This is a genomic window from Mesorhizobium sp. M2E.F.Ca.ET.219.01.1.1 (assembly GCF_004016445.2).
Taxonomy (GTDB): domain Bacteria; phylum Pseudomonadota; class Alphaproteobacteria; order Rhizobiales; family Rhizobiaceae; genus Mesorhizobium.
Map to the genome: position 1 here is coordinate 1790547 of NZ_SADT02000001.1, position 24261 is coordinate 1814807.

General features: G+C 64.1%; 21 protein-coding genes and 1 pseudogene. 10 read left to right on the forward strand and 12 right to left on the reverse strand.

Annotated features, from left to right (window positions below):
• Positions 1-18 precede the first annotated feature (18 nt).
• Complete coding sequence (locus EN862_RS08430) at positions 19-1599, forward strand: hypothetical protein (RefSeq protein ID WP_127863658.1); 1581 nt, start codon at positions 19-21, stop codon at positions 1597-1599.
• Between the two features lie 66 nt (positions 1600-1665).
• On the opposite strand, the pseudogene EN862_RS08435 reads toward EN862_RS08430, so the two are convergent.
• A pseudogene (locus tag EN862_RS08435) lies at positions 1666-2254 on the reverse strand (hypothetical protein).
• Here EN862_RS08435 and EN862_RS37355 point away from each other — a divergent pair.
• On the forward strand, positions 2198-2329 hold the full coding sequence (locus EN862_RS37355; RefSeq protein ID WP_281035844.1) for a hypothetical protein: 132 nt from the start codon (positions 2198-2200) through the stop codon (positions 2327-2329). The pseudogene EN862_RS08435 and the gene EN862_RS37355 overlap by 57 nt on opposite strands.
• Here the strand turns inward: EN862_RS37355 and EN862_RS08440 are convergent.
• Entirely contained in the window at positions 2311-2610 is a 300-nt protein-coding gene (locus EN862_RS08440; protein ID WP_127864025.1) for a DUF3572 domain-containing protein, read from the reverse strand. The genes EN862_RS37355 and EN862_RS08440 overlap by 19 nt on opposite strands.
• Positions 2611-2848: 238 nt before the next feature.
• On the opposite strand from EN862_RS08440, the gene EN862_RS08445 reads away from it, so the two are divergent.
• Positions 2849-3220: a response regulator gene (locus tag EN862_RS08445; protein ID WP_027166515.1), complete on the forward strand. Its 372-nt coding sequence runs from the start codon at positions 2849-2851 to the stop codon at positions 3218-3220.
• A gap of 33 nt (positions 3221-3253) precedes the next feature.
• Positions 3254-4627 (forward strand): PleD family two-component system response regulator, encoded by a 1374-nt coding sequence (locus EN862_RS08450; protein WP_127863659.1) that lies wholly within the window; start codon positions 3254-3256, stop codon positions 4625-4627.
• A gap of 523 nt (positions 4628-5150) precedes the next feature.
• Here EN862_RS08450 and rpmG read toward each other — a convergent pair.
• The 8 genes from rpmG to EN862_RS08495 form a co-directional block, all read right to left on the reverse strand.
• Positions 5151-5318, reverse strand: coding sequence for a 50S ribosomal protein L33 (rpmG, locus tag EN862_RS08460; protein ID WP_040995604.1), 168 nt, complete (start codon positions 5316-5318; stop codon positions 5151-5153).
• Positions 5319-5473: 155 nt separating this feature from the next.
• Positions 5474-5932, reverse strand: a complete 459-nt coding sequence (locus tag EN862_RS08465; RefSeq protein ID WP_127863660.1) for a hypothetical protein — start codon at positions 5930-5932, stop codon at positions 5474-5476.
• A gap of 90 nt (positions 5933-6022) precedes the next feature.
• Positions 6023-7198, reverse strand: a complete 1176-nt coding sequence (locus EN862_RS08470) for an MFS transporter (RefSeq protein WP_127863661.1) — start codon at positions 7196-7198, stop codon at positions 6023-6025.
• 20 nt (positions 7199-7218) lie between these two features.
• Positions 7219-7959: an NUDIX domain-containing protein gene (locus EN862_RS08475; protein WP_127863662.1), complete on the reverse strand. Its 741-nt coding sequence runs from the start codon at positions 7957-7959 to the stop codon at positions 7219-7221.
• 91 nt (positions 7960-8050) lie between these two features.
• Positions 8051-8494: a DUF983 domain-containing protein gene (locus tag EN862_RS08480; RefSeq protein ID WP_127863663.1), complete on the reverse strand. Its 444-nt coding sequence runs from the start codon at positions 8492-8494 to the stop codon at positions 8051-8053.
• Positions 8494-10800 (reverse strand): ribonuclease R, encoded by a 2307-nt coding sequence (gene rnr, locus EN862_RS08485; RefSeq protein ID WP_127863664.1) that lies wholly within the window; start codon positions 10798-10800, stop codon positions 8494-8496. The genes EN862_RS08480 and rnr overlap by 1 nt, the downstream gene beginning before the upstream one ends.
• A gap of 6 nt (positions 10801-10806) precedes the next feature.
• A complete protein-coding gene (gene topA / locus EN862_RS08490; RefSeq protein WP_127863665.1) occupies positions 10807-13374 on the reverse strand; it encodes a type I DNA topoisomerase in 2568 nt (855 codons plus the stop codon).
• A gap of 278 nt (positions 13375-13652) precedes the next feature.
• Positions 13653-14030, reverse strand: coding sequence for a hypothetical protein (locus EN862_RS08495; protein ID WP_127863666.1), 378 nt, complete (start codon positions 14028-14030; stop codon positions 13653-13655).
• 185 nt (positions 14031-14215) lie between these two features.
• Here EN862_RS08495 and EN862_RS08500 point away from each other — a divergent pair, with 185 nt between their 5' ends.
• The gene (locus EN862_RS08500; RefSeq protein WP_042644161.1) at positions 14216-14962 is read left to right on the forward strand and encodes a cytochrome c biogenesis CcdA family protein; all 747 of its coding nucleotides are present in this window, start codon (positions 14216-14218) and stop codon (positions 14960-14962) included.
• Between the two features lie 22 nt (positions 14963-14984).
• Here EN862_RS08500 and EN862_RS08505 read toward each other — a convergent pair whose 3' ends face one another.
• Entirely contained in the window at positions 14985-16787 is a 1803-nt protein-coding gene (locus tag EN862_RS08505) for an adenylate/guanylate cyclase domain-containing protein (protein ID WP_127863667.1), read from the reverse strand.
• Between the two features lie 373 nt (positions 16788-17160).
• Between EN862_RS08505 and glmU the strand changes: the two genes are divergently transcribed.
• The 5 genes from glmU (at position 17161) to EN862_RS08530 (ending at position 22141) form a co-directional block, all read left to right on the forward strand.
• Entirely contained in the window at positions 17161-18531 is a 1371-nt protein-coding gene (gene glmU / locus EN862_RS08510) for a bifunctional UDP-N-acetylglucosamine diphosphorylase/glucosamine-1-phosphate N-acetyltransferase GlmU (RefSeq protein ID WP_127863668.1), read from the forward strand.
• A 234-nt stretch (positions 18532-18765) separates the two neighbouring features.
• On the forward strand, positions 18766-20589 hold the full coding sequence (glmS, locus tag EN862_RS08515; RefSeq protein ID WP_127863669.1) for a glutamine--fructose-6-phosphate transaminase (isomerizing): 1824 nt from the start codon (positions 18766-18768) through the stop codon (positions 20587-20589).
• A 97-nt stretch (positions 20590-20686) separates the two neighbouring features.
• Entirely contained in the window at positions 20687-20968 is a 282-nt protein-coding gene (locus EN862_RS08520) for a type II toxin-antitoxin system RelE/ParE family toxin (protein WP_127863670.1), read from the forward strand.
• 37 nt (positions 20969-21005) lie between these two features.
• A complete protein-coding gene (locus EN862_RS08525) occupies positions 21006-21305 on the forward strand; it encodes a HigA family addiction module antitoxin (RefSeq protein WP_127863671.1) in 300 nt (99 codons plus the stop codon).
• An 83-nt stretch (positions 21306-21388) separates the two neighbouring features.
• The gene (locus EN862_RS08530) at positions 21389-22141 is read left to right on the forward strand and encodes a DUF502 domain-containing protein (RefSeq protein WP_112127641.1); all 753 of its coding nucleotides are present in this window, start codon (positions 21389-21391) and stop codon (positions 22139-22141) included.
• Here EN862_RS08530 and recG read toward each other — a convergent pair.
• Positions 22093-24201: an ATP-dependent DNA helicase RecG gene (recG, locus tag EN862_RS08535; protein ID WP_127863672.1), complete on the reverse strand. Its 2109-nt coding sequence runs from the start codon at positions 24199-24201 to the stop codon at positions 22093-22095. The genes EN862_RS08530 and recG overlap by 49 nt on opposite strands.
• Positions 24202-24261: the final 60 nt, after the last annotated feature.

Consider the following 24261-nt stretch of genomic DNA (forward strand, 5'->3'; position numbering starts at 1 on the left):
ACAGCACGGAGAACCGACGTGAAGCGTATTTTGCCACTCGCCTTTGCCCTCGCGCTCAGCGCGCCCGCTTTTGCCCAGACCGTGGACAGCCAGGGCGCCAAGCAGCTTTCCGACGATCTGGCGCGCTATTTCGGCAAGCAGGCGTTCGACAAGGGCGTGCTCAAGGTTTCGGTGGAGGGCGACGCCTACAAGATCGCTCTCGACATCAAAGCGCTCGTCAATGCGGTGCCGGAGCAGAAGTTCCTGAAATTCGACATGGCGCCCTACGCGCTGATGGTGAAGCCGCGCAGCGATGGATCATGGGACGTCTCGTCGAATTTCTCGCAGGGCGCGTCGTTCGAGTTCGATGGGCCGGAAGGCCGCCAGAGCATGGAATTCACGATCAAGGACGGCAAGCTGACCAGCGTCTACGATCCGGCCCTTGCGGCCTTCACCAATGCAACCAGCTCGTTGGCCGGGATGACCATGACGTCCCGGGACGCCAAGCAGCAGGCCGAGGCCTCGACCGGCGCCGGCACCGCCACCGTTGTCGCGACCAAATCCGCCAATGGCGGCGTCGACTTCACGGCGACCCAAAAAGTCTCGGACTTCGTCGAGACCATCAAGGTCAACGATCCCGACAGCGGCATGAATTTTCCGCTCACCTTGAAAACGCCGGAACTTTCCGTCGACGCAACCGGCAAGGGCGTGCGGACGAAGCCGCTGCTCGACCTGCTCGCCTTTGCCGTGGCGAATGAGGACGAAGCCAAGCTCAAGGCGAACCCGGCAGAGCTCAAATCGCTGATGCTGGCGGCGCTGCCGATCTGGCAAAGGGTCGACGGCAATTACGGCTTCAAGGATTTCATCGTGGAAAGCCCTGTCGGCGAATTCGGGGCGAAGCAATTCAGCACCGCATTCGGCATGGATGGCGTTTCCCAGAACGGCAAGGTCGATTACACGATCAAGGCAACCGGGCTAACGATCCCGCATCAGACCCTGCCTGAATGGACCACGCCATTGCTGCCGACCGACATCGACCTGAACTTCGGCGGCGCCAATATCGATCTCGATACGATGGCGAGGAAGACGATCGAAGCCTTTGATCTCAATAAGGAACCACCGCTCTCGGACGAATTCGGCAAGGCTCTGGTCGCGGATTTCAAGGCCAAGAATCCCAAGGTCGTCATCGGGCACAGCACTGTGAAGAACGGCGACATCGAGGTCGCGCTGGAAGGCGAGATGACGTTTCCCGGCGAGAAACCGGATGCGACCGTGACCATCGACGTTGCCGGCTATGACAAGATCGTCGATGCGCTCAAGGAAGGCGCCAAGAGCGACGAGCAGATGGCGCAGGCCTTCCCGTTCGCGTTGGCCGTCAAGGGCTTCGGCAAGACGTTGCCGGACGGCCGGCTGGAGTGGGTGATCAACACCAAGGCCGATGGGTCCGTCGCCGTCAACGGCGCCATGCTGAAGGGGCCGGACGAGGTCCAGGACAACAGCGCGGGACAGGACGACAATTCGAGCGGCGATGATGGCGCGAACGGAACCGATGGTTCAACCGGAGGCGACGATTCGGACGGCGGCGACAACGGCGGGGCGGGCGCGAAGCTGCAGCCCTGAGCATCAGGTCTCAGATTTCAAAGATGTTTTATCCCGAAATCGGTTCTCGTTTTCGGGACATGTGCCCTAAAGCCCAAGCGCGACAGCGATCTTGGGCGCGGCCTCGCGCCAATCCTCGACCGAGACGATGTCCTCCGGCGTCGGCGGCAGGAAGGCACGCAACGAGTTGTCGGCCATCAGATGGAAGAGGTGGGCGTCGGCCACGGAATTGCGCGCCGAGACCAGGTTGGAGGGCTGGTCGTCGACAAAGGCGACCGGCCGACCCTTGAGGCCCCGCAGTTTCGCGATCGCCGGTCCCTTGGCCATCTCCGTCGTCAGCAGCGGGTAGTCGAGCCCCAGCGCGTCGAGATGGGCGCGGCGCACGGCGCGATGCTTGTGCGGCATCGCGGTCAGCAGGACGATCTCTGCGCCTTGTCCAAGCATCGCTAAGGCGTCCGCCGCGCCCTCGGCGATGCTTTGCCAATCCGCCTGGGTGTCGAAGAATTCGCCCAGCAGCGCCGTCACTTCCGGCTGTCAGTCGGCCGGTCGCCGTTTCGGCGATGTTGCCGGTGAGGCGGAAGGAAGTCAGCGTCAGCCCGAAGCCGCGCGTCCTGAGGAAATGCGGAAAGGGCCGGACGAATTCGAGCACGACATCGTCGACATCGAGCACCAGCAGCGGCCGGTCGTCGGCGGCAAGCTCTTCGATCTGCCGCGCCGTCTCGGGATCGTCGCTCATGTCGAACGCTCATGATCGTCGTTGCCGAGCGGAAGCGCGCGCAATGCCTTGCCGACAGCGGCCGGCGGCGTGCCGGTCTCCTCGGCGAAGCGCAGCAGCGTGGGCTCGTGGGCCAGGATGAATTGCAGGACGCCGGCAAGGAAGCCGGGCTCCGCGGCGGCCTTGCGGACCGAGTTGGCCTCGATGCCGGTGATCGCCAGGAAGCGGGGCAGAAGTTCGGGATCTGCGGCGACGAAGCCCAGCGCCTTGACGGCAATGGTTTCCGCTTCCTCGCGCATTGACGCTGCGTTCGCCATCATTACCTTTGGAATGGTGGATTTTTGAGTCTCCTACCGCAGTAACGGCAAGCGTCGCTTGCGGCAAGCCTCCGCTCTTTCCCGTACAGCGTCCGAAGGTGGAATTGATGCAGCTTTCCAACCTCCGGTTTCCGTTTCGTCAATTATATTGGGCTAGGGTGGAACAGGGTTGGGTGCGGTCCGAAGGGGACGCATTACGACGGTCTTCGGCTTCGAGGGCGGTCGGGACGGGAAATTGATGGCTAAGAAGGTCATGATCGTCGAGGATAACGAGCTCAACATGAAGCTCTTTCGGGACCTCATCGAAGCCAGCGGTTACGAAACGGTCCGCACGCGCAATGGGCTGGAGGCGCTGGATCTGGCGCGCCAGCACCGGCCGGACCTCATCCTGATGGACATCCAGCTGCCCGAAGTCTCCGGCCTGGAAGTGACCAAATGGCTGAAGGAAGACGACGAATTGCATTCGATCCCCGTCATCGCCGTCACCGCCTTCGCCATGAAGGGCGATGAGGAGCGCATCCGCCAGGGTGGCTGCGAGGCCTATATCTCCAAGCCAATCTCGGTGCCGCGCTTCATCGAGACGATCAAATCCTATCTGGGCGATGCCTGATGCCCGTGACCAGCAGAACCGGAGCCTTTTGAGATGACCGCGCGGATCCTCGTCGTCGACGATATCCCCGCCAATGTGCGGCTGCTGGAGGTTCGGCTGCTTGCCGAGTATTTCGAGGTGCTGACAGCCAATAACGGGCCGGATGCGATCGAGACCTGCGAGAATGGCAAGGTGGACGTCGTGCTGCTCGACGTGATGATGCCGGGCATGGACGGGTTCGAAGTCTGCAAGCGCCTGAAGGGCGATCCGGCGACCTCCCATATACCGGTGGTCATGATCACCGCGCTCGATCAGGTCTCGGACCGGGTGCGCGGCCTCGAGGCCGGCGCGGACGATTTCCTGACCAAGCCGGTCAACGACCTGCAGCTGATGACGCGCGTGAAGAGCCTTGTCAGGCTGAAGTCGCTGACCGACGAGCTCAGGCTGCGCGCCTCGACCACGCGCAATATCGGCATCGAGGAACTTCTGAGCCGCGATTTCGCGACCGACGACGTCAAGCCGAAGGTGCTTCTCATCGACGAGCGGAGATCCTCGGTCGAACGCATCCAGAAGATGCTGCGCCACAGCGCGGAACTCGATGTGGCGACCGATCCGAACGCAGGGTTTTTCCAGGCGGCCGAGACACCGTATGAGTGCGTGCTGATTTCGACCGCCTTCTCCGGTTTCGATGCGCTGAGGCTCTGCTCGCAGCTGCGTTCTCTCGACCGCACCCGCTTCCTGCCGATCATGCTGCTCGCCGACGAGGGCGAGGAGGGCCGCATCCTGCGCGGGCTGGAGCTCGGCATCAATGATTACCTCATCCGGCCGATCGACCAGCACGAGCTGACGGCACGGCTGCGCACGCAGGTGCGGCGCAAGCGCTACAACGATCAATTGCGCGCCAGCGTCGCCCAGACCATCGAGATGGCGGTGATCGACGGACTGACCGGGCTTCACAACCGGCGCTATCTCGACAGCCACCTGCAGACGCTGTTTGATCGCGCCGCGGCGCGGCGGCGGCCGCTGTCGGTGATGATCACCGACCTCGACCGCTTCAAGTCGATCAACGACACGTACGGCCATGACGGCGGCGACGATGTGCTGCGCGAATTCGCCAGGCGGTTGCGCAAGAATGTGCGCGGCATCGATTTGGCCTGTCGCTTCGGCGGCGAGGAGTTCGTCGTGGTCATGCCGGATACCGACGGCGCGATCGCCGAGAAGGTGGCCGAGCGCATCCGCGCCGAGATCGCGCAGGCGCCTTTTGCCATCGGGAGCGACGGCAAGACGATCGAGGTGACGGTCAGCGTCGGCGTATCCTCGCTTCTGAAGGGAACCGACAGCGTCGCGGCGCTGATGAAGCGCGCCGATCTTGCGCTTTATGAAGCCAAAAGCGGCGGCCGCAACCGGGTGGTCGCCAAGGCGGCCTAAGGCGCCCTCGCAATCTTCCAGACCCGCTGTTTATGCTCTAGATTTAGATTTTGCGCATGTTCGCGCTTCGGCGGCATGCCTGCAAAGGGCGCCGATTAGCGACTGTCCCCACAGGGTTACGAATTTACCTTAACCCGAGCGATTCGCGAGCGGTGGTTAAGAAATGGTTGATTTTTATAAGGTCTTGCGCAAATCTGCGGCGCATAGACAGATGATGAGGCCGGCACGAGGGTAGACAAGCCGGCCCGATCCGAAAAATACCCCATGATGCTCAGGTCCGCCGCATCTCCTGGGTCCGTGGGGTCGGCCGGCCGGCGCTGGCACATAGTGGCCTCCTCGTACCGCTGCCAAACGCCGACCGGCCCCCTTTTTCCTACAAAGCCGCCGACTGACCTTGCGCTGACAGCCGCGCGGCTCTGCGTCGCGGTCTTTCTTCCTGTCGGAAAACCGTGCTTCCTGAAAATTGCTCCAAAACAAAAACGCCGCCCCGAGGGCGGCGTTTCGATTTCTCGGGGTAACCAGATTACTTGATCTTGGTTTCCTTGAACTCGACGTGCTTCTTGGCGATCGGGTCGTACTTGCGGAACGAGAGCTTGTCCGTCTTGGTACGGCTGTTCTTGCTGGTCACGTAGAAGAACCCGGTGTCGGCGGTCGACAGAAGCTTGATCTTGATGTTTGCGGCTTTGGCCATGATGTTCGTCCGTTAATGTTCGTGGAGTTTTGGCCGCTGGAGCACGGGGAAAACACCCGGACGCGGGAAACTTGGCGCGACACATAAAGAACGCGCCCGGAAAGTCAAGCCCGGGCGCCGTCCTTGCCTCATTCCAGGTCGCCGATCTGACGGCTTCAAGCATTCTCCCTGATCGGCTGACCCGCCTTTTTCCAGTCGCCCGTGGTGTTCCACCAGCGATTCGGATTGGCGCGATCGTCAAGGCCCTTGGAGCGGCTGGCGAGCAGCGGCTGAATGCGGATGACGGGCTCCTGGTAGGAATGGGCCTGGAATATCGCCTCGACGACACGGGCGGCGAGCGCCTGGTCGTCGGCAATCTCGAACGACACTTCGACGGTGCCGGGTCGCCGGCGCAGTTCGCTCTCGGCACCGGCGGCGGCGCCCTCGAGCGGCCGGTAGCGCTCGATGCCTTGCGCCGACTGATAGGCATTGCTGTCGTATTTGCCCATGCGCAGTGACGTGATCGCCACCACGGCCTCCATGATGCGCTCGACATCGGCGGCCGGCGCCTGAAATGTGACGAGCAGAAGCAGTTCCATCCTGAGGGATTTGGTTTCAAAGCCGCTGTCGATCATCGCAATTCTCCTGCCTGGCGTCGGAGGCAGGTATAGCAGGGGTGCTGCTGACACGGTGATGTCAGGATGCTCGACGTTCAGGACATTCGCCTAGAGAATCCTGCGCACCAGCCTGACCAGGACCAGCAGCATGTAGGCGGCGAAGAAGACGGCCAGCGACCAGCCGAAGCCTGAGGGGCCGAAGGCGTCCATGCCGATGCCGATCGCCTGCGGGCCGATAACCATGCCGACGCCGTAGCACAGCACGAAGGCCGCGTTGGCGGATGCCAGTTCATGGCCGGAAAGCTGCGAGCCTAGATGGGCAAGGCCGATCGTGTACATGGCCGCGACGACACCGCCCCAGACAAACAGGAGGGCGGCCATCAGATGCCAGTTCTGCGCGAAGAAGGGCATGAATACGGTGCCGATCAGGCCGACGGTGGCGCAGCCCAGGAGCAGATGGCGGCGGTCCGAGACACGGTCGCTGATCATGCCGATCGGGATCTGCAGAAGCACGTTGCCGAGCCCGATCATCGTCAGCAGGAGCGCGGCGTCGGCCTCCGAATAGCCGATGCGGCTGCCATAGACGGGGAAAAGCGCGAAACCGCCGGTCTCGACCGCGCCGAAAACAAGCACGGCGAAGGTCGCGGTCGGCACCAGCCAGACGTAGCGCAGGAAATGGCTGGTCTCGCTGTCGGCGACGATGGTCGGGCTCTCGTTGCGGGCCGCCAGCACCGGAATCGCGGCAAGCGTGACCAGCGCTATGGTGACGCCGAATGGCAGGAAGCCCGAACTGCCGAGATGGGCGAACAGCCACGGTCCGGCGGCGAAGCCGAGCGACAAAACGGTGGCGTAGATGCCAAGCACAAGGCCGCGGCGGTTCGGCGGAGCTGAGGTGCTGATCCAGAATTCCGACAGGATGAACAGCACCGTCAGCGAGATATGCAGGGCGACGCGGAGCGGGAACCACATCCAGAAATCCGGCGCGAAGTGAAAGCCGACGAAGGCGAGCGCGCCGATGGCGATCATCAACAGCATGGTCCAGGCGACGCCAAGCCGCATGGCAAGCGGGGTTGCAAGCGGCGCGCCGGCGATAGAGGCGAGGCCGGCGACGGCCGTGTTGAGGCCGATCATCGAAGCGGAGTGGCCGCGGCTTTCCAGAATGACGCTGAGCAGAGGCATGCCGAGACCGATGGCGATGCCGACGACGCTGATCGAGGAGATCGCCGCGACCATCGGCAACCAGTGTACACGTTCGTCGCCCTGTTGTTGGGTATCGACCGTCATGGGATCAAAATGCTCTGCTTCTAAAGGACTTCGCGGACGAAGCGGTTGCGGACGAGCCGGAAGAACGGCACGGCGCCGCCCGGCCGCAGCAAGGGATCATCGGCAAGCCGACCTTCCAGTTCTTCCAGGATCATGCCGGTAATGTCGGGAATGTCGGCCTTGCGGGCATCGGCAAGCGGCAGCCAGACGAGTTCCTCCAGCTCGTTGGTCGGGCCGCCGCCGGGCAACTCGACGGCAACGTCGTGGCGCCAGGCGCTGAAGAAACGCGTGTCGAAACGGCGCACGCGATTGGGCGGAGTGATGGCGCGGGCGATGAAGCGGAGCACGTCCAGCGACGGGATGACGCCATGTTCGGCGAAACCCTGCCAGTCGCGCTTCGTGGTCGAGAAGGCGCCCTTGCAGCCGATCAGCAGGCCGGCTTCCTCATAGGTCTCGCGAATCGCCGACAGGGCGATTGCCCGCGCCCGCGCCGGACTGGCGCGGCCGGGGCCGGCGGCCAGCTTTTTCTCTTCTTCGCCGCGCAAAGGGGAGCCGACGGCAATGCGGCTGTCCGCCGGATCGGTGCGGCCGCCGGGGAAGACGAATTTACCGGGCATGAAGGCGTGGCCGGCATGGCGCCGGCCCATCAGCACCAGAACGTCCTTGTTCTTGCGATCGAGCAGGATGAGGGTCGCGGCATCGCGCGGACGCAATGCCCGGCCGCTGCGTACGGCCAGGCCTTTATCGAGCCTGTCGACATCCGCCTTGGTCATTCGTTCCATGCGCTCGACCTAGCGGAAACTTCTCGGATGTGAAAGTGGCTTGCGCGCCATGGTCTTTGCACCAGGACGGACAGCCGCGCATTCCGGCTTATCAATGGCTCTCGAACTCGTCCTTCTCGTCGCCGAAGCCGTGCATATAAAGCGCCCATTGCAGGCCGATGACAGCGCCCTTGACCGGCTGCAGCAGCGCGACGGCCAGAATGATGGTCAGCGGCACCCAGATCAGCGCGTGCTGCCAGGTCGACAGCGTAGTGGCCGCCTCCACTGCCATGAAGGAGCCAACCACGATGTGGCCGACAATGACGATGACCAGATAGGCAGGCAGGTCGTCCGCGCGATGGTGGTGCAGCTCCTCGCCGCAGACCTCGCACTTGTCCACGGATTTCACGAAAGCGCGGAACAGCTTTCCCTTGCCGCAATGCGGGCAGCGACCGAGCAAGCCGCGCTTGATAGCCGTCCACAGCGGGCGGGCGACGCGGCTCGAATGATGCTCGCCGCCGAAAACCTGTTCTTCCACCTGGAAGTTGCCTGGCATTACCGTCTCCTGCCGCGCGGTCCGACGCGCGATTGCGACGCGCGGGCGCGGCCCTTGGCCTTGTGGAACGACCGCCTCGATCCGGGCAGGGGCTTCGGGTCGGTCAGCATCTCGAAACGCATCGCGCCGGCCATCGGCGCGACCTCGACCAGCCGGACTTCGACGCGATCCGCAAGCTGGTAGCCTTTGCCGGTGCGTTCTCCGAAGAGCGATCGGGCGGTTTCGTCGTAGATATAGTAATCGCCGCCCAGAGTTGACACCGGAATAAAGCCGTCGGCGCCATACTGCGGCAATTGGACAAAGAGCCCCGCCTTGGTGACGCCGGAGATGCGCGCGTCGAACGTGTCGTTGACGCGCTCGGCCAGATAGGCGGCGATCAGCCGGTCGACCGTGTCGCGCTCGGCGGCCATGGCGCGGCGCTCGGTGGCGGAGATCAGCGCGGCGACTTCTTCCAGCCGGTCCGCCTCCTGCTGCGTCAACCCGCCTTGCCCGAGGCCAAGCGCCGAGATCAGCCCCCGGTGCACGATCAGATCGGCATAGCGGCGGATCGGCGAGGTGAAATGCGCGTAGCGCCGGAGGTTGAGGCCGAAATGGCCGATGTTCTTCGGCGAGTACTCCGCCTGGCTCTGCGAGCGCAGCACCACTTCGTTGACCAGCGCCTCGTTGTCGGCGCCGCGCACCCGCTCCAGAATGCCATTAAACTGGCTGGGCCGCATCTGCGCGCCGCGCGCCAGGGACAGGCTGAGCGTCTGCAGGAAGTCGCGCAGCGATTCCTGCTTGGCGAGCGACGGCGCGTCGTGGATACGGTAGACGAGGGGCTCTTTCTTACCCTCCAACGTCTCGGCGGCCGCGACATTGGCCTGGATCATGAACTCCTCGATGAGCTTATGCGCGTCGAGGCGCTCCGGCACCACGACCCGGTCGACGGTGCCGTCGGGCCTCAGCAGGATCTTGCGTTCCGGCAGGTCGAGTTCCAGCGGCTGGCGGGCATCGCGGCCGCGCTTGAGCACCGAATAGGCTTCCCAAAGCGGCTTCAGGACCCTGTCGAGGATCGGCCGCGTCTTGTCGTCGGGGACGCCATCGATCGCCGCCTGCGCCTGCGGATAGGCGAGCTTGGCCGCCGATTTCATCATGACGCGGTGGAAGGAGTGCCTGAGCTTGCGGCCCTCGGCGGAAAAGGTCATGCGCACGGCGATCGCCGGCCGGTCCTCGCCCTCGCGCAGCGAGCAGAGATCGTTCGAGATGCGTTCGGGCAGCATCGGCACGACGCGGTCCGGGAAATAGACGGAATTGCCGCGCTTCAACGCTTCGCGGTCGAGCGGCGTGCCGTAGCGGATATAGGCGGCGACATCGGCAATCGCTACGGTGACGACGACGCCGCCGGGATTGTTCTCGTCCGAATCGGGTGCGGCGAAGACAGCGTCGTCGTGGTCCTTGGCATCGGCGGGGTCGATGGTCACCAGCGGCAGGTCGCGCCAGTCCTCGCGGTGAGCAAGCGTGGCCGGCTTCACCGCCTCGGCCTCGGCAGTCACGTCCGCCGGAAAGACATGGGGAATGTCATGGGCGTGGATGGCGATCATCGAGACCGCCTTCTCGCTGGTGAGCGACCCCAGCACCGCCAGCACCTTGGCGCGCGGCAGGCCGAAGCGCGAAGCGCGCGCCGGCTCGACCTCGACGAGGTCGCCGTTCTTCGCGCCGTTCTGGAATTCCTTGTCGACGATCAATTCCGGCTGGCGGCGTTCGACGGGCTCGATGCGGAACGTGCCGTCCTTCAGCACGCGGAAGACGCCGAGCACCGCGTCGCTGCGCTTCTCGAAGATCTTCATCACCCGGCCGGTATAGGCAGGGCCTGACGGATCGTCGGTCGGGAAGGTTTTGGCAAGCACGCGGTCGCCGATGCCGGGCGCCGGGCCGCTGGCGCCGCGCGACATGCGGATGGCAATGACGGGCGGCGAGCCGGCGCCGGTATATTCGCTCGGATTGGCCAGAAGCACGCCGTTGTCGTCGCGGCCGAAAATGTCGAGCACGGCGACGTGCGGCACGGCGCCCGCGCGGGTGAGGCGTTTCCGCTCCTTGTTGAGCAGACCCTCGTCCTGCAGGTCGCGCAGCATGTCCTTCAGCCAGACGCGATCCTCGCCGCGCAGCGCAAAGGCCTTGGCGATCTCGCGCTTGCCGGAACGGTCGGGATTTTCGGCGATGTAGCGCAGGATCTCGTCACGCGAGGGCCGATAGTCGTCCTTGACCTTGGCTCTGGTGTCGGCGTGGCGCGGATCGCCGTGGCTTCTTCCGGAGATCCTGCGCGCCACGTCCTGCTACCCCTTCTTTGCCGCCCTGCGGAAGGGCTTCTTGCCGCCTCCGCCCTTGGCTTCCTTTTCGGCGATCAGGGCGAGCGCTTCTTCCATCGTCACCGATTGCGGGTCCTTGCCCTTGGGCAGCGTCGCGTTGACCTTGCCGTAATTGACATAAGGCCCGTAGCGGCCGTCGCGCACGACGATCTTGCCGCCGCCGTCGGGATGGTCGCCAAGCTCCTTCAGCGCTGCCGGCGTGGCGCCGTTGCGGCCGCCCTTGCCCTTCTGCTGCTTCTCGGCGATCACCGAGACGGCGCGGTTCAGGCCGATCGAGAACACGTCCTCGATGCTCTCCAGATTGGCGTAGGTGCCGTCATGCAGCACGAACGGGCCGTAGCGCCCGAGGCCGGCCGAGATCATCTTGCCGGTCTCAGGATGTTTTCCGACATCGCGCGGCAGCGACAGAAGCGCCAGCGCCTTCTCATGGTCGATCGACTCGGGCGTCCAGCCCTTGGGCAGGCTGGAGCGCTTGGCTTCCTTGCCTTCGCCGCGCTGGATATAGGGGCCGAAACGGCCGCTCCTCAGCGTGATTTCCTCGGCCGTGTAGGGATCCTTGCCGAGCAGCTTGACGCCGTCCTCGCCATTGCCATTCTCGCCATTGGGATTGGCGGCGTCGCCGAGCTGGCGGGTGTAGGAGCACTCCGGATAGTTCGAGCAGCCGACGAAGGCGCCGAACTTGCCAAGCTTCAGCGACAGGTTTCCGGTGCCGCATTTCGGGCAGATGCGCGGGTTGGAGCCGTCCTCGCGCTCCGGGAAGACAAGCGGCGCGAGTTCTTCGTTGAGCGCATCGAGCACGTCGGCGACACGCAGCTCCTTGATGTCGTCGACGGCGCCGGAGAAATCCTTCCAGAAATCGCGCAGAACGTCCTTCCAGGCAAGCTTGCCGTCGGAAATCTCGTCGAGCTTTTCCTCGAGCGAGGCGGTGAAGTCATATTCGACGTAACGCTCGAAGAAGCTCTCGAGGAAGGCCGAGAGCAGCCGGCCCTTGGCCTGCGGCACCAGCTTGCGACGGTCGATGGTGACGTAGTCGCGGTCCTCGAGCGTCTTCAGGATCGCTGTGTAGGTCGACGGCCGGCCGATGCCGAGCTCTTCCAGCTTCTTGATCAGCGACGCCTCGGAGTAGCGCGGCGGCGGCTCGGTGGTGTGCTGGGTGGCGTTGATCGCCTGGCGGGCGAGCTGCTCGCCGGAGCGGATCTCGGGCAGGCGGCGGCTCTCCTCGTCCTCCGCGTCCTCGTCCTTCTGGTCGGTATAGGCGGCGATGAAGCCATCGAAGCGGACGACCGAGCCGACCGCACGCAGCTCCGCGGTGCGGGCGCCGTTGACGGCCTCGATCTCGACCGTGGTGCGCTCGATCTCGGCCGGCTGCATCTGGCTGGCGATGGCGCGCTTCCAGATCAGCTCGTAAAGACGGGCCTGGTCGGCGTCGAGATATTGCCGGACGGAAGCCGGCGTGCGCCGGAAATCGGTCGGGCGGATCGCCTCATGCGCTTCCTGGGCGTTCTTGGCCTTGGTGGTGTAGAAACGCGGCTTTTCCGGCAGATATTTCGCGCCGAACTCGCTGACGATGGCGTTGCGGGCGGCCTCGATCGCCTCGGGGGCCATCTGCACGCCGTCGGTACGCATATAGGTGATGAGACCGGCAGTCTCGCCGCCGACATCCATGCCTTCATAGAGCTTTTGCGCCACCTGCATGGTACGCGTCGCCGAGAAGCCGAGCCCGGACGAGGCGGCCTGCTGCAACGTCGAGGTGGTGAAGGGCGGGCCGGGATTGCGTTTTGTCGGCTTGGCCTCGACCGACAATGCCTTGAAGGTCGCGCCTTCCAGCATCGCCTTGATGTCGTCGGCCTGCGCCTTGTTGGCGATATCGAGTTTTTGCAGCTTCTTGCCGGCAAAGGCCGTGAGCCGCGCCTCGAAACTGTCGTTGCGCGGCGTGTTGAGGATGGCGGCGATCTGCCAGTATTCCTCGCGGATGAAGCGCTCGATCTCGGATTCGCGATCGCAGACGAGGCGCAGCGCCACCGACTGCACGCGGCCGGCGGAACGGGCGCCCGGCAGCTTGCGCCACAGCACCGGCGACAGCGTGAAGCCGACGAGATAGTCCAGCGCGCGGCGGGCGAGATAGGCGTCGACCAGCGGCGCGTCGATCTGGCGCGGATTGGCCATCGCGTCGAGCACCGAGGCCTTGGTGATGGCGTTGAAGACGACGCGGCTGACAGGCTTGTCCTTCAGCGCGCGCTTCTGCTTCAGGACTTCCAGCACATGCCATGAAATCGCCTCGCCCTCGCGATCCGGGTCGGTGGCGAGGATCAGGCCGTCAGCGTCCTTGACCGCCTTGGCGATGTCGGCGAGGCGCTTGCCGGACGCCGTGTCGACCGACCAGGACATGGCGAAGTCCTCGTCAGGGCGCACCGAGCCGTCCTTGGCGGGCAGGTCGCGGACATGGCCGAACGAGGCCAGAACCTTATAGTTCTTGCCCAGATATTTGTTGATTGTCTTCGCCTTGGCCGGCGATTCGACGACGACGACGTCCATGAGGTCTCTTTAATCAGCTGTGAGGTGGCGGAAGAACTCCGCGACGCACGACGAAATCCCACTCTTTTCGTCGCTCACATGGCCGTGCTTTTGCAATCGGTCAAGGGGAAGCGGCCAATTTGGGAAGCGGTCGCCGACGATACACTCTTAGAGTGTATGGCAAAGATCACTTTTTTGGCGATGGAGGCATGCGCGCGCCGAACCGGTGGTGACCAGCGGAAAGATGGCTGGCTGCCGGATCAAGGAACCCGGCAGCCGGATCGCTCGGTGGGGCGAGTTCAATCTGCCTTGACGACATGCCAGGCGCCGGCCACGCCTTCGCCGTTCATGTCGCCGGCCTTCTTGTCCTTGACGAAGGTGTAGACCGGCTTGCCGTCATAGGCCCACATATGGGTGCCGTCGGTGCGCTTGACGACAGACCATTCGCCTTCGGTCTTCGCGCTCGCCTTGGCTTTCAGCGGCGGCCAGTTGGCGGCGCATTTGTCATAGCAGTTGGACTTGCCCTTCTCGTCCTTGTCGAAAGTGTAGAGCGTCATGCCCTTGGCGTCGGTGTAGATCTTCGTGCCGCCAACCTCGGCTTCCTTCCAGGCCTCGGCGGCCTGGGACGCGGCGGTGCCGAGCAGAAGGGCGGCAAACCCGAGTGCGATCGTTTTCATGCTGAATCTCCCTGAGAACGAGCGCGCCGCAATCGCGCGCTCATCCCGACAACGCGTTGGAAAGCCTGTTTCTTCCTGCGGCGAAGCGGCGACGTGCCACACAATGGCGCCTGCCACACAATGGTGATTGGCAGGCGCACGCCCGCATCGCTATATCGAACGCGAGCACAATCGGGACTCATTGGATGGCATTGGACATCGGCTATGTCAGCGCGGTCGGGGCGGGGGCGATCTCGTTCCTGTCGCCTTGCGTGCTGCCGCTGGTGCCGCCCTATCTCTGTTACATGGCCGGCGTGTCGGTCGACGATTTCCGCGGCAATCATGGCGTGACGGCGCGGGAAGGCACGCGCGGCGCGCTGCTTTATGCCTCGCTTGCCTTCGTGCTCGGCTTCTCCACGGTGTTTGTCGCGCTTGGCGCGGGAGCTTCGACCATCGGCAGGCTGCTGCGCGTGTGGCAGGAGCCACTGGCGATGGCGGCTGGCGCGCTGATCATCATCATGGGGCTGAACTTCCTCGGCATATTGCGCATTCCGCTTTTGTCGCGCGAGGCGCGCTTCCAATCGCAGGGCAAGCCCGCAAACATGGTCGCCGCCTATGTCATGGGGCTCGCCTTCGCCTTCGGCTGGACGCCCTGCATCGGCCCGGTGCTGGGGCCGATCCTCACTTTGGCCGGCGGGCGCGAGACGGTGGGTGAGGGCGCGCTGCTGCTCGCCGCCTATTCGCTCGGCCTCGGCATTCCATTCCTGATCGCGGCGCTGTTTTCCGGCGCTTTCATGCGCTTCCTCGGCAAATTCCGCGTCCATCTCGGCCGCGTCGAGAAGGGGATCGGCGCGCTGCTGGTCGTTGCCGGCGTGTTTTTCCTCACCGGCGGCGTGCAGAGTGTCTCCTACTGGCTGCTGGAGAATTTTCCGGTGCTGGGGCGGTTGGGGTAGGCTGCCATCTTATCCGCGACGATCACTCCGGCACGCCGGCGACGCCCAAGGCCTCGACGTAACGCTCGCCGAACATCTTGTCCTGCCATGGGTTGATCTGTCTCTGCAGGGTGAGCGTGTAGGTCGGGAACGCCTCCATCAGCCGCTGCGCAGCCGCCCGCGCCTCGTCCAACCGATTGAGTTTGACCAGCGCCATGATCACCACCCGGTGCGAGGAGCCGTAGTTCGGCATCTCGTGCAGCGCGCGTTCACCCCATGCCAGCGCTTCCTCGTAGTGCTCGAGCATCAGGTAGCTCATCCCGATGCCCGAGAGCGCGATGCCCTTCTCGGGATCGACTGGGCTCAGCCGCATTGCCCTATGAAAATGCTCGATCGCGACGAGCGGGCGGCCGGAATGTGCGTTGACCCAGCCGCAGCTCGTATGGCCCTGCGCCGAATTGGGGTTGAGCAGCAGGGATCGTTCGATCGTGCCCAGCGCCATTTCGTAGTCCTTCGCGCTGTAGGCAATCACCTGCGCGGCGAAGCGCAGGCTCGTGGGGTCGTCGCGCGCTTCCGCCAGTACCTCGCGCGCCATGCGCGTGGCGACTCTGGTATCGTCGGGCTCGTGCCAGCACTGGCTCACGGAGATGCTGCGGATATAAGCGCCGAGTGCCTTCGCCAAGCTGAAGCCAGGGTCGATGCTGAGCGCCTCATTAGTGAGCCGACGCACATCGGCAAAGCCCTCGCGGGTCATGCTGTAGAAGCGCGGCAGCGCGCGAAGGTAGAGGTCGTAGGCGCTCATGTAGTCGGTCGGCTTCATGCGCGCCTGCTTGATTTCCTCCAGCCGGATGCTCGGCTCGACCGCGCCGACGACGCTCTCGGTCACCTTGTCCTGCAGGTCGAAGATGTCGCTCAGGTCGCCCTCGAAGCGGCCGGTCCAGACATGGTGTCCGCTGATCGCGTCAACCAACTGCCCACTGATGCGAACCCGCGAACCTGCTCTGCGGATGCTGCCTTCAAGCACGTAGCGGACGCCCAACTCGCGCCCGACCTGGCGCAGGTCCACCGCTCGGCCTTTGTAGGTGAAGGACGAGTTTCGGGCGATCACGAAGAAGGAGTCCACCCGGCTCAATCCCGTGATGATGTCTTCCACCAGCCCGTCGGCGAAGTATTCCTGGTCGGGGTCGCCGCTCATGTTGGTGAAAGGCAGAACCGCGATCGAGGGTTTCTCGGGCAGGGGAGGCGGTGCAGCGCCGGCGTCGGCCTCGACGCGGTAAGCGCGCACCGGCCGCTCGATGTTCTTGAGGCGGAGGTCGCCAAGCGGCGTGAAGCCGCAGTCGAGCTTGCCCTGAAGGTGGTCATAGGCGGTACCCGAGACGACCACGGTGCCTGGATCGGCGACGCTTTCGAGGCGGGCGGCGATGTTGACCCCGTCGCCGTAAAGGTCGCCGTCCTCCTCGCAGACCACGTCCCCGAGATTGACGCCGATGCGGAAGCGAATCCGCTCTTCCTCGGGCGTCTCCGCCTCGTGTTCCGCCAAGGCTTGCTGGATCGCCATCGCCGAGGTCACCGCGTTAACGACGCTCGCGAACTCGCACAGCATGCCGTCGCCGGTGCGCTTGACGACCCGACCGTGGTGCTCGGAGACCAGCGGTTCGAGGAGATCCTTGCGGTAGATCTTGAGCCGCTCGAGCGTGCCACGCTCGTCGCGCTCCATCAGGCGCGAGTAGCCGACCACGTCGCAAGCCAGGATCGCTGCGAGGTGGCGCTGCGTGCTCGGCCATACGCCTGCACGCGGGCCGCCCCGCGTCCATGTCCTGCCAACTTCCAGACGCGCCACGCGCATGGTACACATCTCTCCCAGTCCGCGAGATCTCGCTGTGCCGCTTGCAAGGCGTGGAGCGTTCCAGTCGCCGCGGTCGAGCGTTTCAGCGTTTCACAGAAGCGCCGAATTTTCCTGGATTGCTCTAACAGTCAACCGACACGTTTCGCGCAGCCTCTGGGCACGCTGACACAGCAATCCCAGATGGCCGGAGATATCTCCTGTTTGTGTAACCGGCTAACGCCACCAGGGCGGCGCTTTTGTATCGGTCATCCCCCCAGACGTCCGCGCTCGAAGACTTCGCTCTACCATCTCACCGGAATTTAACCGCATTGGTGCAGCATCACGCGGCTGCTAGCATGCATTGATTCAAACCATTTCATACGGTTGCCCATCCATGAGCCAGAGATCCTGCCTGTCCGTTATCCTCGCCGCCGGCGAGGGCACGCGCATGAAAAGCGCGATGCCAAAAGTGCTGCATGCCATTGCCGGCCTGCCTATGGTGGCGCATGTCGTGAAAGCGGCCGAGGCGGCCGGCGCGACGGGCCTGGCGCTGGTGATCGGGCACGGCGCCGACGAGATGCGCAAGGCGGCACAGAAATTCGCGCCCAAGGCGGAGACTTTCGTTCAGGAGAAGCGGCTCGGCACTGCCCATGCCGTTCTGGCCGCCCGCGAAGCGATATCAAAGGGTTACGACGACATCCTCGTCATGTTCGGCGATACGCCGCTGATTGACGCAGGCGCGCTGGCCGCCGCGCGGCAGAAGCTCGCCGGCGGCGCTGCAGTGGCCGTGATCGGCTTTCGGCCGCCGAGCCCGACCGGCTATGGCCGGCTGATCGAGAAGGGCGGCAAGCTCGTCGCCATTCGCGAGGAGAAGGACTGCTCGGAGGAGGAAAAGAAGATCGGCTTCTGCAATGCCGGGATGATGGCGGTGGCGGGCAAGCATGCGCTTCGCTTGCTCGACAAGGTCGGCAACAACAACGCCAAGGGCGAATTCTACCTCACCGACATCGTCGAGATCGCCGGCGCGGAAGGGCTCGACGTGGTGGCCACCGAGGCAAGTTTCGAGAGTGCGCTCGGCATCAACAACCGGGCCGAGCTTGCCGAGGCGGAAGCCATCTGGCAGGCGCGCCGGCGGCGCGAGGCGATGCTGTCCGGCGTCACTTTGATCGCGGCGGAGACAGTCTATTTTTCGCACGATACCGAGATCGGCGCCGACACGATCGTCGAGCCGAATGTCTGGTTCGGGCCGGGCGTTAGAATAGCCTCGGGCGCCAAGATCCACGCCTTCAGCCATATCGAGGGCGCAACGATTGCGTCCAATTGCGATGTCGGGCCGTTCGCGCGGCTGCGGCCGGGCGCAGACCTTCGAAACAAGGCAAAGGTCGGCAATTTCTGCGAGGTCAAGCAGGCGACGATCGAGGAGGGCGCCAAAGTCAATCACCTGACCTATATCGGCGATGCGCGCGTGGGCGCCGCCGCCAATATCGGCGCCGGCACCATCACCTGCAATTATGACGGCTACTCGAAATTCTTCACCGATATCGGCGAAGGCGCCTTTGTCGGCTCGAATTCCTCGCTGGTGGCACCGGTCACGATCGGCAAGGGTGGCTATATCGCGTCCGGCAGCGTGATCACCGAAAGCGTGCCGGACGACGCGCTGGCCTTCGGCCGCGCCCGCCAGAAGACGATCCCCGGCAAGGGCAAGGAATTGCGCGAGCGCTTCGCTTCGGCCGCAGCGGCAAGGAAGAAGGCGGCGGCGGAATGATCTCCAGCGCCTCTTCAAGGAGGCGGTCGCAGCTCGATCAGATATGAATGAGTGGAAACCGGGGCCCTGAAAACCCAAGCGGTTCAGGTAACTGGATTGCAAGCGCCGTCTGGCATGGTGCATGGAAGAAAAGACCGTTCCGCTGACACGGAACGAAACGCAAAGTGACTTTCGCGGCAGGCCGGCAACCCCTAGATAACGCCGGGTTTTCCGCTGGGAATCGGGGGTTATCGCATGTGCGGTATCGTTGGAATCGTCGGCTATTCACAGGTCGCGCCGCTCATCGTCGACGCGCTGAAGCGGCTCGAATATCGCGGCTACGACTCGGCCGGCGTCGCCACCATCGAAAAGGGCGAGCTCGGACGTCGCCGCGCCGAAGGCAAGCTCATCAATCTCGAACGCCGGCTGAAGGACGAGCCGCTCGACGGCACCATCGGCATCGGCCACACGCGCTGGGCCACGCATGGCGTACCCAACGAGACCAACGCGCATCCGCATTTTTCCAACGGCGTCGCCATCGTCCACAACGGCATCATCGAGAATTTCGCCGAGCTGCGCGACGAGCTCACCCGCGATGGCTACAAATTCGCCTCGCAGACCGACACCGAGGTCGTGGCGCATCTTGTGGCGCGCGAGCTCGCCAAGGGGCTGAAGCCGGTGGAGGCCGCGCATGCGGCGCTTAAGCGGCTGTCCGGCGCGTTCGCGCTGGCGATCATGTTCCAGGGCGACGAGGATCTGATCGTCGGCGCCCGCAACGGTCCGCCTCTGGCCGTCGGCCATGGCGAGGGCGAAATGTTTTTGGGCTCGGACGCCATCGCGCTGGCGCCCTTCACCAACTCGATCACCTATCTCGAGGATGGTGACTGGGCGGTGGTGCGCCGCAACGGCGTCGCGATCTACGACATCGACGGCAACAAGGTGGACCGCAAGCGCCAGCAGTCGCTGTCGACCAGCTTCATGGTCGACAAGGGCAATCGCCGGCATTTCATGGAGAAGGAGATCCATGAGCAGCCGGAGGTGATCTCGCACACGCTGGCGCATTATGTCGACTTCGTCTCCGGCCAGTCCAAGCCGCTCGACCTGCCGTTCGACTTCGCCAGGATCGGCCGGCTAGCGCTGTCGGCCTGCGGCACCGCCTATCTCGCCGGGCTGATCTCGAAATACTGGTTCGAGCGCTATGCGCGGCTTCCCGTCGATATCGATGTCGCTTCCGAATTCCGCTATCGCGAGATGCCGCTGTCGGCCGATGACGCGGCCTTCTTCATCTCGCAGTCGGGCGAAACCGCCGACACGCTCGCCTCGCTGCGCTATTGCCGCCAGGCCGGCATGAAGATCGGCGCCGTGGTCAATGTGCGCGAATCGACCATGGCGCGTGAATCCGACGTCGTGCTGCCGACGCTTGCCGGCCCGGAGATCGGTGTCGCCTCGACCAAGGCTTTCACCTGCCAACTGTCGGTACTGGCTGCGCTTGCGGTGCGCGCGGGCGTGGCGCGCGGCACCATTTCGCCCGATCAGGAAAAGCAGCTGGTGCGCGAGCTTTCCGAAGCGCCGCGTTTCGCCACCCAGGTGCTGAAGCTCGAGGAGCAGATCGAACGCATCTCGCGCGAGCTGTCCCGCTACAAGGACGTGCTCTATCTCGGCCGCGACATCAATTTTCCGCTGGCCATGGAAGGCGCGCTGAAGCTCAAGGAAATCTCCTACATCCACGCCGAGGGCTATGCTGGCGGCGAGCTCAAGCATGGGCCGATCGCGCTGATCGACGAGAACATGCCGGTGATCGTCATCGCGCCGCATGACCGCATCTTCGAAAAGACGGTGTCGAACATGCAGGAAGTGGCGGCGCGCGGCGGCAAGATCATCCTGATCACCGACGCCAAGGGCGCCGCGCAGGCCGGCATCAAGACGATGGAGACGATCATCCTGCCCGAGGTGCCGGAGATCATCTCGCCCATCATCTACGCGCTGCCGATCCAGATGCTCGCCTATTTCACCGCCGTGTTCATGGGCACCGACGTCGACCAGCCGCGCAATCTGGCGAAATCTGTGACGGTGGAGTAACGCCACACTCCTACGCGGGCGATTTGTATCAATCCATGATACAAGACCTTGCAGCTGGCTGTGTATCAGAGTATGATACGGTTCCTGGGGGCAGCCGTTGATCGTTTCGTTCAAAGGCAAGATGGTCGCGGAGGTAGCGGCTGGCAGGGCACCTAAGGGATTTCCTCCGGATCTGGTCGCCCGTGCTGAAAGGCGGCTCCGGGCGATTGATAATGCAATCCAACTAAATGACCTTCGGTCGCCACCCGGAAACCACTTGGAGGCTTTGAAGCGGGATCGTGCCGGGCAGCATTCGATATGCATCAACGGTCAATGGCGCATCTGCTTCAGATGGACTGCCGCCGGTGCCGAAGATGTGGAGATTGTGGACTATCATTGAGGGGGCACTCGCCCTAACCCTTTGAGGATACTGAGCTATGCTCAAGTTCGCACGCCCTATCCATCCCGGAGAGTTCCTGCGCGAGGAATATCTGGTGCCGCTCGGCATGAGCGCCGGCGCGCTGGCGAAGAAGCTGAACCTCCCGCGCACGCGGATCGAGCGCATCGTCAAGGAAGAGGTTGGTCTTACCCCGGATACTGCGCTTCGTCTCGCCAGGTTCTTCAACACCACGCCTGAATTCTGGATGAATTTCCAGAAGGCCTACGAGTTGGAGACCGAGGCGAGGAAAATAGCGTCGGAACTCGAGAAGATCGTGCCTTTGGACGCAGCCGCATAAGCGCGTTCTTTAAAAACTTCGCAGTTCCAAAGCGGCTCGCGGTTCATTAATCTTGCAGCGCAACATGCGCCGCGGTGAGCCCCATGTCCGACGCCCTGAAGACCTCTGGCATGACCCGGCTGAGGAACTATTTCCTGACCGGCTTCGTCGTCTGCGCGCCGCTGGCGATCACGGCCTATATCGCCTGGTCGCTGATCGGCTGGGTTGATTCATGGGTGAAACCCTACATCCCGGCCCGCTACAATCCCGACACCTACCTGCCGTTTCCGGTTCCGGGCTTTGGGCTGATCGTGGCGCTGGTGCTGATCACGCTGATCGGTTTCCTGACGGCGAACATCGTCGGCCGCGCCATCGTCAATTTCGGCGAGCGGCTGCTCGGCCGCATGCCGCTGGTGCGCGGCATCTATGGCTCGCTGAAGCAGATCTTCGAGACGGTGCTGTCGAACAAGGGCGACATGTTCCGCCAGGTCGGGCTGGTCGAATATCCGCGCAAGGGAGTCTGGTCGCTGGTCTTCGTCGCTAGCGAGAAGGAAACCGAGATCAACCAGAAGCTCGACCAGGAAGGCGATCCGCTGATCGCGGTGTTCATGCCCTGCACACCGAACCCGACCACCGGCTTCCTGATGTATGTGCACAAATCCGAGATCGTGCTGCTCGACATGTCGATCGAGGACGGCGCCAAGCTGATCGTTTCAGCAGGCATGGTGGCACCGGAGGTGAAGGCCAAGCTGGTGACGCTGAATGGCGAGCCCGTCGAAGGCGGTCTCGCCAACCCACCGGTCGGCGCTCAGCCGGCGCGCAGCAGCCGCACCGCTTCGTCGCGGCCGAACAGGTAAAGCAACAGCCGCAGCGCCTCGCCGCGTTCGGACTGCAGTTCCGGGTCGCGCGACAGGATCAGCCGCGCGTCGTCGCGTGCCGCTTCGAGCAAATCTGCGTGGAACTCCAGGCGCGCCACCTGGAAGCCGGGCGTGCCGGATTGCCTTGTCCCCAGCAACTCGCCTTCGCCGCGCAGTTTCAGGTCTTCCTCGGCGATCTTGAAGCCGTCCTCGGTCTCGCGCATCACCGAAAGCCGGCGCTTCGCGGTCTCTCCGAGCGGGTCCTTGTAGAGCAGCACGCAGGAGGACGGCTTGTCGCCGCGCCCGACACGGCCGCGCAGCTGGTGCAACTGGGCAAGGCCGAAGCGTTCCGCATGCTCGATCACCATGATCGTGGCATCAGGCACGTCGACGCCGACTTCAATGACGGTGGTGGCGATCAGGATGCGGGTCTCACCGTCCTTGAAGGCGCGCATCGCCTCGTCCTTCTCCGCGCCCTTCATGCGGCCATGCACGAGGCCTATCCGGTCGCCGAAGCGCGGCTTCAGCGAGGCAAAGCGATCCTCCGCCGACATCAGTTTAATTTCCTCGGATTCCTCGACCAGCGGGCAGATCCAGTAGATTTTTTGCCCCTCCGCAACCGCATCGCGCATGCGTCCCACCAATTCGTCCAGCCTTTCCATCGGCAGGGTCACGGTGCGGATCGGCTGGCGCCCGGCCGGCTTCTCAGTGAGCTTCGAGACGTCCATGTCGCCGAAGGCGGTCAGCACAAGCGTGCGCGGGATGGGTGTGGCCGTCATCACCAGCATGTCGGGCGCATCGCCCTTGGCGGTAATCGCGAGGCGCTGGTGGACGCCGAACCGATGCTGCTCGTCGATGACGGCCAGCACTAGATCGTGGAATGTCACCGTTTCCTGGAACAGCGCATGCGTACCGACGACGATGTCGATCGCGCCGCTGGCAAGACCTGCAAGCGTTTCGGTGCGCTCGCGGCCCTTCTCGCGCCCGGTGAGGATGGCGAGGCGCAAACCGGCTTTCTCGGCCAGCGGCGTGATGGTTGCCAGATGCTGGCGCGCCAGGATTTCAGTCGGCGCCATCAGCGCCGCCTGGCCGCCGGCCTCGACCGCGCGCGCCATGGCTAGCAGCGCCACCACCGTCTTGCCGGAGCCGACATCGCCCTGCAGCAGGCGCAGCATCCGTTCGGGGTCGGCGAGATCGGCGTTGATCTCGCCGAGCGCGAATTCCTGGCTGGGGGTCAGCCTGTAGGGCAGGGCTGCGCGCAGCTTCTCGACGATGCGGTCGTCGCCGATGAGCGGCCGGCCCGAGAGGCGTCGAATTCTGGCCCGCACCAGCGCCAGCGACACCTGGCCGGCCAACAGCTCGTCATAGGCTAGACGGCGCCAGGCTGATCGCTCGACGGCGACGTCGATGGGGTCGTTCGGATAGTGGATGCGGGCAAGCGCATCGCCGAAGGATGGAAAGGTATGCCGACGCATGAAGGCGTCGTCCTGCCATTCGGGCAGTTCAGGCAACCGGCCGAGCGCCTGTCCGATGGCGCGGCGCAGCACCTTGGCCGACAGGCCGGCGGTAAGCGGATAGACCGGTTCGACCAGCGGCAGGCCCCCGGCCTCGTCGATCGGGGCGATGTGGTCCGGATGGACCATGGTCGGGCGGCCGTTGAACCACTCCATACGGCCGGAGATCACCACACGCTCGCCTTCGGGAAGCATCTTCTGCAGATAGGCGGCATGGGCATGGAAGAAGGTCAGCGCAACCTCGCCGGTGTCGTCATGAGCGTAGACGCGGTACGGTACCGACCTGTTGCCGCGCGGCGGCGGCTGATGGCGATCGACCCGCACTTCCAGCGTGACGATCTGGCCCTCGGCCGACAGCGCGATGCCGGGACGGTTGCGGCGGTCGATCACGGTATTGGGCAGCAAGAACAGAAGATCGGCGGCGCGCGCTGCGCGATCGCCGAGATCGGCCGGCACGACACGCTCGATCAGTAAGCCGACCTTCGGGCCGACGCCGGCAAGCGAAGTGATCGGGACGAACAACGGATCGAGGATGGTGGGGCGCATCGTGTCAGCTTATGTCGCGACGGCGGCAGCGCAAGGCTGACACCGCTCTCTATCCACGCT